The sequence below is a fragment of the Christiangramia oceanisediminis genome (assembly GCF_022570735.2).
In the GTDB taxonomy this organism is placed as follows: Bacteria; Bacteroidota; Bacteroidia; order Flavobacteriales; family Flavobacteriaceae; genus Christiangramia; species Christiangramia oceanisediminis.
Window position 1 is genome coordinate 78,453 of the sequence record NZ_JANCNS010000002.1, and the last position, 15,816, is coordinate 94,268.

Genomic DNA, 15,816 nt, shown 5'->3' on the forward strand with positions numbered 1-15,816 from the left:
ACCAGGCAGGTAATAAATTCCTGAAAATAATTTGATGCAGAAAGCTATATTTCATTCAAAAAAAAGCTGAAAATGCCTGCTAATTTCCAGATTTTCAAAATTTATAAGGGAATGATTAAGAATAGTGCAAAAGCTGTAATTTTCCTTTTCCGGCCTGTTTCTAAATGCTCCAAAAAGACTTAGTTTTAGCATTTCAATCAACCCGCATTTAACTTCGATATGGAAGACAAAAGGTATTTTGTAATAGATTTTGACAGTACATTCACGCAGGTGGAAGCCCTGGATGTACTGGGCGAGATCTCACTGGAAAAAAATCCTAAAAAAGATCAGAAATTACGAGAACTAAAGAACCTAACAGATCTTGCCATGGCAGGTGAGCTGGCCTTCAGAGAATCTTTGGAAAAAAGGTTAAACATTCTGGAAGCCCATAAGAGTATGTTGCCGCAGGTGGTTGACAGGTTAAAGCAAAAAGTTTCGGTTTCCTTTGTTAGGAATGAAGAGTTTTTCCAGGAATATAAAGACCGTATCTATATTATTTCAAGTGGCTTCAAGGAAGTGATACTTCCCATTGTAAAGGCGATGGGAGTAAAGGAAGATAACGTCTATGCCAATACTTTTGAATATGATGAGGAGGGCAATATCACCGGTTTTGACGAAACCAATGTACTTTCATCAAACAACGGAAAGGTTGAATTGCTTAAGCAATTAGAGCTGAAGGGAGATGTTTATGTGATTGGCGACGGTTATAACGATTACGAGATCAAAGCCGCCGGGCTGGCCAATAAATTCTATGCCTTTACCGAAAATGTGGAACGTGGCAATATCCTTGAAAAAGCCGACCATATCACTCCAAGCCTTGATGAATTTCTATACCTTCATAAAATGAATAAAGCCATTTCCTACCCTAAAAACCGAATTAAGGTTCTCTTACTGGAAAACGTTCACGCTGATGCTGTTAACCTCATGAAAAATGAAGGTTATAATGTTACAACCATTTCCGGGGCACTTGATGAGGATGAGCTGGCGGAAAAAATAAAGGATGTTTCCATTCTTGGAATACGTTCCAAAACAAATCTTACCGAAAAGGTTTTAAAAAACGCGAATCGGCTTATCGCCGTAGGAGCCTTTTGCATAGGAACTAACCAGATAGACCTGGAGGCCTGTCTTAAGAAAGGGGTGGCAGTTTTCAACGCGCCATACAGCAATACCCGTTCTGTAGTAGAACTTGCAATTGGAGAGATCATCCTGTTAATGAGAAATCTTCCAGATCGTATCGCTGAAATGCACAAGGGAGAATGGAATAAATCGGCTAAGAACAGTTACGAAATTCGCGGAAAAAAACTCGGTATCGTTGGTTATGGAAACATTGGAGCCCAACTATCGGTTGTTGCCGAAGCTATTGGGATGGATGTTTATTATTACGACCTGGTAGAGAAACTCGCCCTGGGTAATGCAACCAAATGCAGCAGTTTAAAGGAACTTTTTTCAAAAGTTGATATCGTGAGCCTGCATGTGGACGGTCGAAAGGAAAATACCAGGATGATCGGGGACAAGCAGTTTAGCTGGATGAAAGAGGGATCTGTTTTTCTGAACCTTGCACGTGGGCAGGTGGTTGATGTGGATGCGCTTAAAAACCACCTGGAATCTGGCAGGATACGTGGAGCAGGGGTAGATGTATTCCCGAAGGAGCCAAAGACCAATAAAGAAGAATTCGAATCGGTTTTAAGAGGAACACCTAATTTGATACTTACTCCTCATATTGGAGGGAGCACCGAAGAAGCACAGGAAAATATCGGGAATTTTGTACCCGGGAAGATCATTGAATATATCAATACAGGTAGCACGACCAATTCGGTGAATTTCCCGAATTTACAACTGCCAATCCTGGAGAACGCACATCGCCTCATCCATATCCACCACAATAAACCGGGAATCATTGCTCATATCAACAGGATCCTGGCAGCTCATGATATCAATATCGTAGGCCAGTATTTAAAGACTAATGAAACCATTGGTTATGTGATCACAGATATAGACAAGGAATATGATAACGAGGTGATAAAAGAACTGAAGGGAATACAGGATACGATTCGTTTCAGGGTGCTTTATTAAAAGTTAGGTATTTAATGATTTGATTGCTATTTGTTTACCTTGAGATAACCGCGTGCCTACAGGCTTTGGGTATCTTTGAATAAAATAGCTAAGAGAAAGAAAGAAAGGGTCAATTCTGAAATGATAGTCACGGCCCTTTTTTTATGTCTTATAAATAAATGCCATTTCGATTAAAGCACGCGAGCGGAAATATAGTAAATTAGTATTTCCTTAGCTTTTTTTAGCTTTCGCTTAACGCATTAAATGGCTTATTTGAACTATATTTATCGAAGTAATTATTAGTAAAATAATAATTGCGAAGGGTAACTGGAAAATGGTTTAAATGTTCTAGTTACCCTTTTTTATATTTCCTTTCCTAAACTGCTTATCCCTACAGTCAGATTGCAATTCTACAATCAGGAATTTTCCTGTTAATTTTTTTACAATTAACGGGTAAAAAGTAGGTTAAAACTTTAAAATTCCCATATATTCGTATTCCCCTACTCAAATTTTCATTCAAATACTATTTTACTCATGGATTCAATTCCTTTTTACCTTTTGGGAGGGGCTCTCATAATAATTATAGGCTACATTTGGATTCGCCTACTTCAGGACAATGCCAGGCAGGAAAAACTCATTTCCAAGCATCTCAAAGAGATTTCCGGGCTTCGATACAACAGGAAGAACAGGGAGAATGTATAGGTCTTTACTTTATCTAAATTATTAGCAGGCCAGTTATATAAACCAGGCATCCCACTAGCATTATAATGAGCGTATAGGGTAGAATTTCACGGGCTTTTAAGCGCGTGATGGCCAGTAGAGGCAAAGCCCAGAACGGCTGTAGCATATTGGTGATCTGGTCGCCGTAGGCAAAGGCCATGATCGCCTTATTCAATGGTACACCTAGATTCAGGGCGCTTTCGATTACGATTGGTCCCTGGATGGTCCATTGTCCGCCGCCGCTCGGTACAAAAATATTCACCAGGCCACCGCTCAAAAATGTAAATACAGGTAGGGTAGTTTCGGTGGAAATCGCCGTAAAGAAACCTGCAATATCATTGATGATCCCCGTATCTTTCATCACACCCATAATTCCGAAGTATAAGGGAAACTGGATCAAGATCGCGCCCGCTCCAACTACTGCCTCATCGAGGGCCTTCAAAAAGCTGAAAAAGCTTTTGTGCAACAGGATACATAATCCTAGCATAAGGAAATTCAGCATATTCGGAGTGAGATTTCCAGAGCTTATCTCCTGAAAATAACTGGTGAAAAATGCCAGAAGTAGAACAGTTCCAAAACCTAATCTTAGATAACCGGAGTGGTCGAGCTTTTCGGCTCCCGAAATGATTAATTTTTTACTTTCAGCTTTTTTCTTCGGAAAATCGACCGGCCGCGTTGAAGTATTTCTTCCCATCAGCCATAAAGTAAATGGTACCAGCATCAATAATATTCCGAATAAAATAAGGTTCCAGCCTGAAAATATGGTAAGGTTGGTAGGGATCTGTTCAGGTAGTTGCCGTAAGATTTCCTGACCTGCAGCTCCTGAAAACAGGCTCTGAATATGGCCATTTTCAGCGATCTTGAGCGGCGCGCTTCCGCTCATCCCACCATGCCAGATCATTAATCCGCTGTATCCGGCAGCACCCACCAAGGGATAATTAATTTCAAATCCTCTTTTGTGAGCGGCTTCAGCTACTTTCCTGGACATGATAGCGCCAAAAATAAGTCCCAGGCCCCAGTTAAAGAAAGCCACCAGCATGGTAGATACAGAAACCATCAGTACCGCACTGGTATTACCATTCACAATTCCCGTTAGTTTTTCGGTAAGCCTGGCAACGGGTTTGCTGAGCACCAGTATATGTCCCAGAACCAGGATGAGCATCATCTGCACGGCAAATACCAGTAACCCGGGATCCCACATTCCCCTTTGCCAGGTGTCTAAAATATTTCCGAATGAGTTGAGACTTTGATCACCTGTAAACAAATAGGCGATGATCAAGGTAAATAGGCTCAGCAATACCGCCAGGGTGAAGGGTGCTGGTATAAACTTACGGAAAGCCTTTTCAATATAACTCGAAAACTTCATGGAATAGTGGTCTGAAATGCCAGTTTTTATTGATGTTTTTAGCGATTCGCCGGTGAAATATATGCTTTTTGATACGAATAACCTACAAGTTGAATTGGGTAGGCATTAAGATACTAACAGCCCAAAACTGCAGATCAATAGGTACTTCATTGCTTAAAATCAGTGATCTGGTATCATAGATTGGTGTCTCAGATCATTCTTAAATGCTGGGGGGCTTTCTCCTGTAAATTAGCGGTATAAATCATCATTGATCATTGAATTAACAGTTAAAAATTATTCATTCATTAAAAAATCATTCATCATGAAAACTTTAATTTTTTCTTTAGTACTAGTATTCGCCGCCACTTTTGCGCAGGCACAGGAAATCACCCAACTTGAAGAGGCCAAGGTAGGCTTTGCTCCACTGGAAGCAGACATATTTGAAGACGACGACAGCTTTACCTATACCGTGAACGAGGCTTATTCGGGAGAATTTGTTGATGACCCAATTGCATTTATGAAGGCCAATTTCGATATCCAGAGCTTTATAGAAATTTATGAAGATCGTGGATTTGACAGGTATCACATCACTTTTCAGAACGGAAAGGGATATCTAAAAGCCGAATTCGATGACGATGGAGAGGTTGTAAAGACCTATCAGAAATTTACAGATATCGTACTGCCTCTTGATGTAAGAAGAGAGCTTTACAACTCCAATAAAGGCTGGACCATGGTTTCTAATAAATATATCGCTTCGGGAAGAGGGGAATTGATCGAAAATGAGACTTACAAGATCAAACTGGAGAACGGAAAAAGCAAACGCAATATAAAGTTAGATCCCAGATCGGTTGCCAGAACCAGTGTAGCCAGTAATAATTAAGAATTAGAAATGTTTAAATAAGTTGTTTGAGTTTGGCAGGGCTATCAGAACCTAAGGTTTTGATGGCCTTTTTTTTAAATCGTGATTTGGAGCTGGGAATTAATCCTGAAGAAAAGGAATACAAAAAATTATAAATGATAGTTTCCAAATAGTTTTAAATTGCATTAACCTAACATTTGTTAAAACGATATGAAAGCACTCGTGATCGACGATGAAGAGCTTGCCAGGAAAAGGGTACTCAACCTACTGGAAGATGTTGATGAAATAGAGGTGATGGGAGAATGCTCTAACGGGAAAACCGCCGTTCAAATGATCAATGAAAAGAATCCAGACCTGTTGTTCCTCGATATCAACATGAAAGACATGAATGGCTTTGAAGTGCTTAAACGGGTTGAGATTTCCCCCAAACCTATCGTGATTTTTGTGACGGCCTATGATAATTATGCGCTGAAGGCCTTCGACGTGGAAGCTTTCGATTTTCTTCTGAAACCTTTTAAGGACGAAAGGTTTTTCAAAACCATCAACAAGGTCTTAAAAACCACCAGGGCAGAGGCCGATACCAATTTCGAGAAACGGCTGGTCGAGTTCTTCCATGAATACTCGAACGGAAGTTTGAAGCTTAACTCGGTTTCCAAGATCCCGGTAAAGCAGGGCAATAAAACGTCTCTGGTGGATCCCAAGGAGATCCTGTATATCCTCGCTTCGGGCTATTATGCAGAAATCTATGTTAAGGCAAAAAAGTATGTGCTTCGGGAATCTCTCAATAACCTGGAAGAGATATTAGACAGCAATTCATTTGTACGAATACACCGGTCTACCATCGCTAACCTGAACTTTGTGGAAGAGATCATCCATTCAGATTATTCTGAAATAGACGCGAAGATGACCGACGGGAAGTTGCTTCATGTAAGCAAATCCCATAAAAAGGAATTTTTGGAAAAAATAGGCATTTAAATGAGCTTGACTAACATTAAACAGAAGTATATCGATTTCAACCTGGTGTTATTACTGTCAGGTTTTTACCTGCTTTTTGATATCGTGGTTATCGGAAAGATTGCCTATATGCAGGAATGGATGCCCCGGGATTTCCCGAAGGATTTTTCCTGGCCAGATTACCTGGTACAAAATCTTTTGTTTGATTATATAGTGGTAGTGAGTTATATGACCCTGGTAGGAATAAGTACCAAAAGATTTCTCAACAAGAATTATTCCTGGGTAAAGATCATTTCCATCCATACTATTTTCTCCCTTTTGATAGGTATTATTATCAGGTTTGTGGTAGATGCCTATTCTATCCTTGCCGGAAGGGTAAGCCTGGACGAATTCAGCCTTAGAAGAAGTATCAACGCCTTTGTGTATGTGATAGATCTTAACTTTTTGATCTATTTCGCCATGGTTTTTATCATCTATACCTATTATTACCTGAAGCAGGTCAAGGAGGCCGAAAAAAGGCATTCCAAACTGGAAACCCAGCTGGTAAGCACACGTATGAAAATGCTTTCTGCACAACTGCAGCCACATTTTCTTTTTAACACCCTGAATTCCATTTCGGTTTTAACCGATATTGATGCCAAGAAGGCTAAAGATACCATAGCCGACCTCAGTGATTTTCTACGGGAGATCCTCTATAATTCCGATAGCAACAGGATCAGCCTGGATGAAGAATTAAGGATCCTGGAATATTACCTGAACATCGTTAATGTAAGGTTTTCTGACCATTTAAAGATCAAAAAGAATATCGATGAATCCTTGTTGTTAAAAAGAGTACCCGCTCTTCTATTGCAGCCCCTCATTGAAAACTCTATAAAACACGGCTATTCGTATGACCATACTAACCTGGAGATCACCATTTCGGTGTACCAGGAAGGGGAGCGGCTGGTGATCAAGGTCGAGAATAATGGGGAACCCGTTTCCCTGAGCCATGCCGAGCTTATGAAAAAAGGGGTAGGGCTAACCAATATTAACGACCGATTAAAGAATCTTTATAATGGCGATTACTTTTTCGAGGTTAGAAATAAAGCCGATAATTCTGGCGTGGAAACCATCATAAAGATTCCCGAATAAGCAATTCTTCTCTTTTAATTTTCTTCTATTTTTCAGTCTGCCGATAAAGGAAAAGCCTTAAAGTTTAAACAGGAACTTTAAGAAAGCTTTAGCGCAAATCAGGATCAATTATTCGTAAATTTAAGATGATCCCCTTTCCATAAATTTTCCTCCTTTTTTCAAAATATCTAACTCTGAAGATATGGATAGAAAATTACCCTGTCATTTTTACCCGCCGGCTGAGGAGAGGTTCAATATCATTTCTCATGGAATAGGCTTTGTTTTAAGTATCCTGGCCCTGATCCTTCTTATTTTGAAGGCCGACAGGCTGGGCGATGTGGAACACCTGGTAAGCTTTACTATTTTCGGCGCCAGTATGGTGCTGGTTTATGCTGCCTCTACTTTTTACCATAGCGCAAAGTCCAAAAGACTCCGTATTCGATTGAATATCCTGGATCATGCCTCCATTTATTTCTTGATCGCAGGTACCTATACGCCCTTTGCGATCATTACCCTGGCCGGGACAAGGGGATGGACCATCCTGGCCATTGTTTGGAGCATGGCGATCATAGGCGCCATCTTTAAGATCTTTTATGCAGGCCGCTTCCAGCTTTTTTCAACCATCATGTATGTGGTGATGGGCTGGATCATTGTTTTTGCCATAAAACCGCTGGCAGAGAGTTTGTCACCTTCGGGGCTTTATTGGCTCATAGGAGGTGGAATTTCTTATACGATTGGGGCAATTTTGTTTATGCAGAATAAAATTCCATTTAACCATGCGGTCTTTCATATTTTCGTACTACTGGGTACCTTCGCTCATTTTGTGTGCATCTATTATTTTTTATTACCTCCTGAAGCTGCCTTTTAGCGCCGGTCGATCTACAACCCGCTATGGTAATTTTTCTATCTTTGGTCTTTTTGAAAAATATATTCATGAAGACTCTTCAACTCCTGCCCGTTCTTTTTCTGCTTTTTACCTTTAATTCCCTTCAATCTCAAAATGATTATTTCTTTCCGAAAGGTTCAGAATTCGATGAAAATATTCCTTCTCCACAGGAATTCCTGGGATATGAAATAGGAGAGTGGCATACCCGGTATAACAGCCTGGTGCATTATATGGAAAGGCTCGCTGAACTTTCTCCGAACGCGCAGATCCAAACCATCGGCTATACTCATGAACACAGGCCTCAAATCATCCTTACAATTTCTTCTGAAGAGAATCTTAATAACCTGGAACAGATCAGGCAGGAGCATCTGGCGCATGCCAATCCGAAGGAGGATGAAGGAAATGTTTCAGAAATGCCGGTCATAGTTCATTTGGGGTATAATGTTCATGGTAACGAACCGTCAAGCAGCGAGGTTTCTATGCTGGTTGCCTATTATTTGCTGGCATCGCAGGACCCGAAGGTTGAAGAGTATCTTCAAAATGGAGTGTTTCATATAGAGCCGGCATTGAATCCCGATGGAAGGGACAGGCATACTACCTGGGTGAACAGCAATAAAGGAAATCCAGCAGTGGCAGATCCCTGGGATCGTGAACATAACGAGGTTTGGCCTTCGGGAAGGACCAATCATTACTGGTTCGATTTGAATCGGGACTGGCTGCCCCTTACCCAGGTTGAAAGCCAGAACCGCGTTAAATTCTATCATACCTGGTTGCCGAATATGGTAACCGATTATCATGAAATGGGCACTAACAGCACATACTTTTTTGAGCCCACCAAAAAATACGGCTCAGAAAATCCCATTGTTCCAAGGTATAACTATGATACGCTCAATAAGATCTTCGCAGAATATCACCAGCGGGCTTTAGATGAAATCGGGTCTCTTTACTTTACCGGCGAGCGTTTCGATAATTCGTATCCGGGTTATGGTTCTACCTATCCCGATTTACATGGTGCGTTGGGAATCGTTTATGAACAGGCAAGTTCCAGGGGGCATGTGCAGCAGACTGGCAGTGAAAAGATCAGCTTTCCTTTTACGATCAGGAATCACTTGCGAACCAGCCTGGCCACCATCGAGGCAACGATAGATAACCGGGAGTTGCTGTTAGATTGGCAGCGAAAATTTTTCGAGGATATCAGTTCAGGTTCGAACGAAGTCTATGTTTATGGAACTAAAGAACGGCCTGGGCTTAACCGAAGGTTCACCCAGTTATTGCTCGATCACCAGATAGAGGTTTATGAACTGGAGAACGATGTAAGCATCAATGACCAAAATTTTCAAACCGAATACGCCTATGCGGTTCCAAAAGCTCAGACGCAAAACCTGATGGTGCGATCTATTTTTGAAAATGTGACCAGTTTTGCTGACAGCGTATTCTATGATACGTCGGCCTGGTCTATGGCCCTGGCCTATGGGATCGAAAATGGAATTACAAAGGCCGGAAAACTTAACCTTGGGCCCAGGCTTGATTCTGAAGCTATTCAAAGAGACCTTTCTCTGCCAGTCCAATCGAAATATGCCTATCTCATCAACTGGTCTCAGTTCTCTGCACCTAAAGCACTTTACCAGCTTTTAGAAAAGGATATTAATGTAAAAATTGCCTTTTCACCATTTAAAACCGAAACAACCACGGGCAGCAGTGATTTTGGCTACGGAAGTCTTATGATCTCAACGGCCGATCAGCCTGTTGATGAGCAGGAATTGTTTTCCATCATTACCAAAGTAGCCAGGGATGCTGAAGTCGAGATCAATGCGGTCGCATCTGGAAGAAGTCTTAACGGAATTGATTTGGGAAGTCCCGATTTCAGGGATATAGACCTTCCGAAGGTACTTATGCTTACCGGGGAGGGAGTGAGCGGCTATGAAGCCGGGGAGATCTGGTTCACCATGGACCAGTACCTTGGGATGCCTATTACAAAGGCAGACCGGAATGATTTCTCGCGCCTCCCGCTGAACAACTATGATGTTCTAATCCTGGTTTCCGGAAATTATAATGATTTAGACCAGGAAAGGATCGCGAAATGGACAGAAAACGGCGGAGTGCTGATCACCCAGCGAACAGCAACCGAATGGGTGATTAACCAGAAGCTGGTGGAAGCTGAGCTAAAAAAAGCGGAAAAAGAACAGGATAGTTCTGCACGGATGAATTATGCAAAATCTGGTGCCTATTATGGCTCACGTGCTGTTGGAGGCTCTTTTTACGAAGTAGACCTCGATATAACACATCCGGTAGGTTTCGGATATACCAATCGTAACCTCTCGCTTTATAAAAATAGTACGGTATTTCTAGAACCCGGAACTAATGCCTTTCAGAAAGTAGCTTTATTTACAAACGATCCGCATATCAGCGGATATATTCATCCTGAAAACCTGGAGCTTATCAAAAATTCGGCAGCCATATTGGCCAGGAAAAAAGGAGAGGGTACAGTGATTATGTTCAGTGACGATCCAAATTTCAGGGCTATGATGCTGGAAACTCAACGCTTATTCATCAATTCGGTATTTTTTGGTTCGATGATCTTTTAAGTATGGATTATCGGTAAGCGATCTGCCAACAAGGAATTCTAATCCTAACGAATAGTTCTGAATAGATTTGTTGGGAAATCAATTTAAATCTTATTCTTTATTGAAATCAAATTTCCGGAGGATATCCCATGTCTTGCCATTGTGTTTGAGCAAGAAGAGATGCTTGGCGATAAAAGAAGCCGCGAAGTACCGATCTTTAAAATTTGCCCAAACCTGTGGGAAATCGGTTCTCTTGAGATCCCTGGTCGCAATGGTCACATGCGGATGGATCTTGGAAGCTAACTCATGTTTCTTAAGCTGGGTAAGTTCACCAATGAAACCCTGTAGATTTGTATGTAGTTGGATTATCGGTTCATGATCCAGGACATTGATGAAGATCACTTTTTTATCGAACCTGCCAAAATCCTTAAGATTAATCGAAATTGGCTTTAATTCAGCCGAAAAATTCTGAAGTTTTTTCAGGAGTGAGGCTTCCTTATTCTCGTTAAATCGAAATGGAATCTTAACCGTTATATGGGCTGGAAGTTTGAGCGCATGGCTTATCCCGAATTCTGCCTGGATCTCTTTTTTGATTTTTTCGATCTCTGATTTTATCCCGGAAGGAGGCATCAGGCAGATAAAATAAAGAGGATCCCTTTTAGTTGACATGAATGGATTTATTTGATGGCGATGATCCTTAACGGGCCTCCGCTACCATCCTTGATCTTCATTGGAAGGGCGATCACCCTGAACCCTTTTGCGGGTAACCTATCCAGATTCGCTACGTTTTCAAATGCCGGCACATTTTGGGTCATCAGGGCTACGTGGGCCGCAAAATCGGTCGATTGCCCGTAATCGATACTTGCGGTATCGATACCCACAGCCTTGATCTTCCTGTTTTCGATTAGCCATGATGCCGCCTCGGCAGATAGTCCCGGGAAATGCAGTTTAGCAACGGCATCCGGACCGCGTTCTTCGGTGCCAAGGTATTTTTTGGCGTCGGGATAATATTTTCCGAAGCCTGTTTGAAATAGTACGATACTTCCAGTAGCAATTTCACCATTTACTGCTTCCCAATCTTTCAGGTCTGCTATGCTTATCAGGTAATCGGGATCTTTGAGGGCTTTATCCGAAACATCGATTTTCACCGCATCGCCTATCAGGTTCTCCAACGGGATCTCATCGGTACTTTGACCGCCCGCGGCAAAGTGTATGGGCGCATCGATGTGGGTGCCGCCATGTTCTGCGGTTTCAAAATTATTGGCTGAATAATAGTAGCCTTTCTCGGTCTCTCCTTTGGCAACTTCTTCCAGCTTGAATTGTTTGGCCGTAACCCAGTACAGGCTTTCCTGGGAAAAAGAATGGGTGAGATCGACCAGTTCCCCGTTTCGTTGTTGGGAAGATCCGGCCAGTGGTAAGAGAATGAGGAGATAAATAAAAAGCTTTTTCATGATTCTGTTTTTTCAATTTATTCCCAGCCTGCAGAAATATAACTGGACATACGTTTTTCAAAGTCATCCGGTTCCTCTGCGTAAATGAGTTTTCCCTTGAGATGGGCTTCATTTCTAAGGTGCTCGCTGTACTGGTTCACCACCGCGTTAATTAATTCTTTCTGGGTATCGTCTTCTAAATAATCTTGTTCTTTTCCCAGTTTATCCCTGAGAACCATAAGGTCGTGATCATCGCCCAGGTAGTCGGCAAGCAGATGCACTTCAGCTTCCATAGTACTAAAGATTTCCGGCCAGGACTCCTGCAATAGCAGGATCTGATACCAGAGATATTTTACTCTTTTCCGCCACTCATGGTAGATTTCTTTCCCAGGTTCATCAAAGGCCTTGAGCATCGCCTTTCTTCCTCTTTTGTATACCCGCCTGATGCTGGGAAGAATGATATTGATTTCATTATTCTCAATGGGCCATTTTACCAGTTCTTTCTGGGCATGTTTCAGTTTTTCGGGCAGATGTATGTCAAAGAAATTCTCCTCTTTCAATTGCTTTTCCATTTCATCTCGTTCTGTCTCGATCTTTTTAATGATAGAATTGAAGAAGTTCACATAAAGGTGATCGCCATAACGCTCTCTAAGAATACCAACCGTTTCGATATGAGCAGTAAGATCCCGTAAATCGGAAAGCTCCCTGCCAAGGTCCCTGAAATAGATATTGATGGACTTGTAATTATCCTCTCCCAGTTCGTCACGCACCAGCCTGGCCAGGGCCCTAAGTTTTTTCAATCTTTTCCGGATATCATGAACGGCTTCGTGAACGTTCATTTGATCCAAAGCATCCAGGCATCCCTGTAGCTCTTCGGCTGCTACTTCTGTGATATTCTTTTTCAGATTCTTTTCTTTTTCGAGTTTGTAGGCCATACGGGATTTTTGTTTTTAAGATACTGAATTGTATCAATAGAAATGGTTAGAGTTTTATTAAAAGGAAGCTGATTATAGGAGCCTATTAAACGGAATTTGCGATTTGTGTTGATATTGTAAATATGAAAAACTAGGTTATCGAAAGCAGTTCCTTGAATAGGAATAAAAAAAGCAGCCAATTGGCTGCTTTTTAAATCTTATATTAAAATTAGATTATTTCTTTTCTGCCAGCTCCTTCGGAGCTGTTTCAAAATCGATTTCAATCTGATGCCTGGTTAGATCTTCAAAAGTCTCTCTTTCTCTAATCAAATGAGCCTTTCCATTATACCATAAAACTTCCGGCGGGCGATATCTTGAGTTGAAATTACTCGCCATGGAAAAGCAATAGGCTCCGGCATTACTGAACGCCAGGATATCTCCTTCACGAATTTCAGCGATCTGCCTGTTGCTTCCAAAGGTGTCAGTTTCGCAAATGTATCCTACCACGCTATAAAATCTTGATTTTCCGTTAGGATTGGAGATGTTCTTGATATCATGATGAGAGCCATAGAACATAGGCCTGATCAAATGATTAAAGCCTGAATCTACTCCGGCAAAAACTGTGGAGGTGGTTTGTTTGATCACATTTACTCTCGCCAGGAATTTACCAGATTCGCTTACCAGGTATTTTCCAGGTTCAAAAGCCAGGGTTAGCTCTCTTCCGTATTCCTTGCAAAAGTTATTGAAACGCTCGGTAAGCTGGGTTCCAAGGTCTTCAATATCGGTTTCGATATCTCCTTCACGATATGGAACTTTAAAGCCACTTCCAAAATCGATGAATTCAAGTTCCTTGAAGTTCCTGGCAGCCTCGAAAAGTATTTCGGAAGCATGCAGGAATACGCCAATATCCAGGATATCACTACCGGTATGCATATGAATTCCGTTTATATGCATGCCTGTATTTTCTACTATTCTCAACAAATGTGGCATCTGGTGAATGCTTATTCCGAATTTGGAATCGATATGTCCTACTGATATCTTCGAATTTCCACCTGCCATCACATGAGGATTGATCCTGATACAAACCGGGATTTCCGGGTGTCGGCTCCCAAATTGCTCAAGAATGGAAAGGTTATCAATATTGATCTGGGCACCAAGCTTTACGACCTGTTCGATTTCCTCAAGGGAAACTCCGTTAGGAGTATAGATGATCTTGGAAGGATCTACACCGGCCTTTATTCCCAACCTCACTTCCTGTACAGAAACGGTATCGAGTCCGCAGCCAAGAGAATTCAGTAATTTCAAAATGGAAATATTGGAAAGTGCTTTTACAGCATAATGAATTCTAAGGTTGTCTACCTTAAAGGCATTGGTAAGCCGGTTATATTGTGAAATGATCTTTTCAGCATCATATACATAGACCGGGCTTCCAAATTCTTCAGCAACCGATAGTAATTCCTTTTGTGTCATTTTTTAAAAATTTAGGCAAAAATAAAGTTCCTTAACACTTATGATCAAGGCGTACATCAAATATAACCGATTTGGTCAATTTGTTATTTCTGAAATTTGAAAAATTATGAATTGCTTATTTCCATTTGAACCGATTTGTGTCTTCTCAGGAAAACCACGCTCAGTCCCAGAAAAATTCCTATTCCCGCCATGGCAACACCTACATATTGTGCAGATACGATTCCGTAGCCATAGGCAATAGGCAGGCCTGCAAGATAGGCTCCACTGGCATTTCCCATATTGAAGGCGCTCTGGTTTAAGGAAGATCCCAGCATTTCAGACCCTTTAGCCGAATTGATCACCGCCATTTGAATGGGAGTGGCCAGACACAATGCGATCACCGGTATAATAAAGGTCATTACAAGTACGCCAATCTGATTATAAGCAAGGAAACTGTTGGAGATCAGCGCGATCACCATAAGAATAAGAGCAAGGATAACGGCCTTTATCGGGCTGAACAATTCAGCAAGTTTTGCTCCAAGTAAGTTACCAATTACCATTCCCAGCCCGGCCAGGATCATCGCGTAACTAACAATACCATCGTTCCAGCCGGCAACATCGGTAATTAAAGGAGCGATATAGCTATACCAGGCAAAGAATCCGCCTGTACCAATCGTGGTGAGTAAAATAACCAGCCATAATTCCGGTTTTTTAAGAACCTGAACATCCTTTTTAAAACCATTGGAATTCGATTTTGGTAATTCCGGCATCCAGAATTTAATGCTTAGGATTGCCAGGATACCTACCACGCCAACGGCCAGGAAAGATACTCCCCAGTAAAAGTTCTGTCCCAGCCAGGTTCCCAGTGGTACTCCTATCACATTTGCGACCGTTAAGCCTGTAAACATAATGGCAATAGCCTGGGCATCTTTTCCGGGTTTTGCGAGTTTACCGGCTACCACGGCACCTATTCCGAAGAATGCACCGTGAGGCAAACCAGAGAGAAACCTTGAAATTAAAAGCCAGGTATAAGAATTTGAAAAGGCCGAAAGCGTATTGAAAACGGTGAACCAGACCATGAGCATAAGCATCACTCTGTGAGCTGGCCATTTATTTCCGAAGGCGGTAAGCAGGGGAGCGCCAACTACCACACCCAGGGCATAGGCAGAAATAAAATGCCCGGCTTTGGGAATGGAGATTTCCAGGGCACCGGCTACCTCAGGCAGGATTCCCATGATCACGAACTCGGTCATCCCAATTCCAAACCCACCAATGGCCAATGCTAATAAAGCCTTTTTCATATTCAAAATTAAGCCTGCAATTTACAACAGCACAAATGATTAGGAAGTCATTTAAGGAATTTTAACCGATAACCTTTTCGAACCTGGGTTTTAAATGATGATGCTTTCATATTACTTGAATTACCTGAGGTCTTAAGCGTTAAGAAGCTCAAAAAAGATTGGTACAATAGTATGTATTTGTTACTTTTGCCTT

13 protein-coding genes are annotated in these 15,816 nt (G+C 41.6%); 7 read left to right on the forward strand and 6 right to left on the reverse strand.

Annotated features, from left to right (window positions below; genetic code table 11):
• The first annotated feature begins 219 nt into the window (after positions 1-219).
• Together serA and MKO06_RS07680 are read left to right on the forward strand one after the other, a co-directional pair.
• A complete protein-coding gene (serA, locus tag MKO06_RS07675; protein ID WP_241551591.1) occupies positions 220-2,112 on the forward strand; it encodes a phosphoglycerate dehydrogenase in 1,893 nt (630 codons plus the stop codon).
• A 513-nt stretch (positions 2,113-2,625) separates the two neighbouring features.
• Positions 2,626-2,793, forward strand: coding sequence for a hypothetical protein (locus MKO06_RS07680; protein ID WP_241551592.1), 168 nt, complete (start codon positions 2,626-2,628; stop codon positions 2,791-2,793).
• A 13-nt stretch (positions 2,794-2,806) separates the two neighbouring features.
• Here the strand turns inward: MKO06_RS07680 and MKO06_RS07685 are convergent, their stop codons facing one another.
• Complete coding sequence (locus MKO06_RS07685; protein WP_241551593.1) at positions 2,807-4,177, reverse strand: short-chain fatty acid transporter; 1,371 nt, start codon at positions 4,175-4,177, stop codon at positions 2,807-2,809.
• 301 nt (positions 4,178-4,478) lie between these two features.
• Between MKO06_RS07685 and MKO06_RS07690 the strand changes: the two genes are divergently transcribed.
• The 5 genes from MKO06_RS07690 (at position 4,479) to MKO06_RS07710 (ending at position 10,550) form a co-directional block, all read left to right on the forward strand.
• A complete protein-coding gene (locus tag MKO06_RS07690) occupies positions 4,479-5,036 on the forward strand; it encodes a hypothetical protein (protein ID WP_241551594.1) in 558 nt (185 codons plus the stop codon).
• Positions 5,037-5,225: 189 nt separating this feature from the next.
• Entirely contained in the window at positions 5,226-5,990 is a 765-nt protein-coding gene (locus MKO06_RS07695; RefSeq protein WP_241551595.1) for a LytR/AlgR family response regulator transcription factor, read from the forward strand.
• Positions 5,991-7,100, forward strand: a complete 1,110-nt coding sequence (locus MKO06_RS07700; RefSeq protein ID WP_241551596.1) for a sensor histidine kinase — start codon at positions 5,991-5,993, stop codon at positions 7,098-7,100. It begins immediately after the preceding gene.
• A 181-nt stretch (positions 7,101-7,281) separates the two neighbouring features.
• Entirely contained in the window at positions 7,282-7,947 is a 666-nt protein-coding gene (gene trhA / locus MKO06_RS07705; RefSeq protein WP_241551597.1) for a PAQR family membrane homeostasis protein TrhA, read from the forward strand.
• A 65-nt stretch (positions 7,948-8,012) separates the two neighbouring features.
• Positions 8,013-10,550: a M14 metallopeptidase family protein gene (locus tag MKO06_RS07710; protein ID WP_241551598.1), complete on the forward strand. Its 2,538-nt coding sequence runs from the start codon at positions 8,013-8,015 to the stop codon at positions 10,548-10,550.
• A 90-nt stretch (positions 10,551-10,640) separates the two neighbouring features.
• Here the strand turns inward: MKO06_RS07710 and MKO06_RS07715 are convergent, their stop codons facing one another.
• From MKO06_RS07715 to MKO06_RS07735, 5 genes are all read right to left on the reverse strand, one after another.
• Positions 10,641-11,198, reverse strand: a complete 558-nt coding sequence (locus tag MKO06_RS07715) for a 2'-5' RNA ligase family protein (protein ID WP_241551599.1) — start codon at positions 11,196-11,198, stop codon at positions 10,641-10,643.
• Between the two features lie 8 nt (positions 11,199-11,206).
• Positions 11,207-11,980 carry a cyclase family protein gene (locus tag MKO06_RS07720; protein ID WP_241551600.1) on the reverse strand — a complete coding sequence of 258 codons (774 nt, stop codon included), beginning with the start codon at positions 11,978-11,980 and terminating at the stop codon, positions 11,207-11,209.
• A 17-nt stretch (positions 11,981-11,997) separates the two neighbouring features.
• Positions 11,998-12,894 (reverse strand): CHAD domain-containing protein, encoded by an 897-nt coding sequence (locus MKO06_RS07725; RefSeq protein WP_241551601.1) that lies wholly within the window; start codon positions 12,892-12,894, stop codon positions 11,998-12,000.
• A 213-nt stretch (positions 12,895-13,107) separates the two neighbouring features.
• Positions 13,108-14,343, reverse strand: coding sequence for a diaminopimelate decarboxylase (lysA, locus tag MKO06_RS07730; RefSeq protein ID WP_241551602.1), 1,236 nt, complete (start codon positions 14,341-14,343; stop codon positions 13,108-13,110).
• Between the two features lie 104 nt (positions 14,344-14,447).
• A complete protein-coding gene (locus tag MKO06_RS07735) occupies positions 14,448-15,623 on the reverse strand; it encodes an MFS transporter (RefSeq protein WP_241551603.1) in 1,176 nt (391 codons plus the stop codon).
• Positions 15,624-15,816 lie beyond the last annotated feature (193 nt).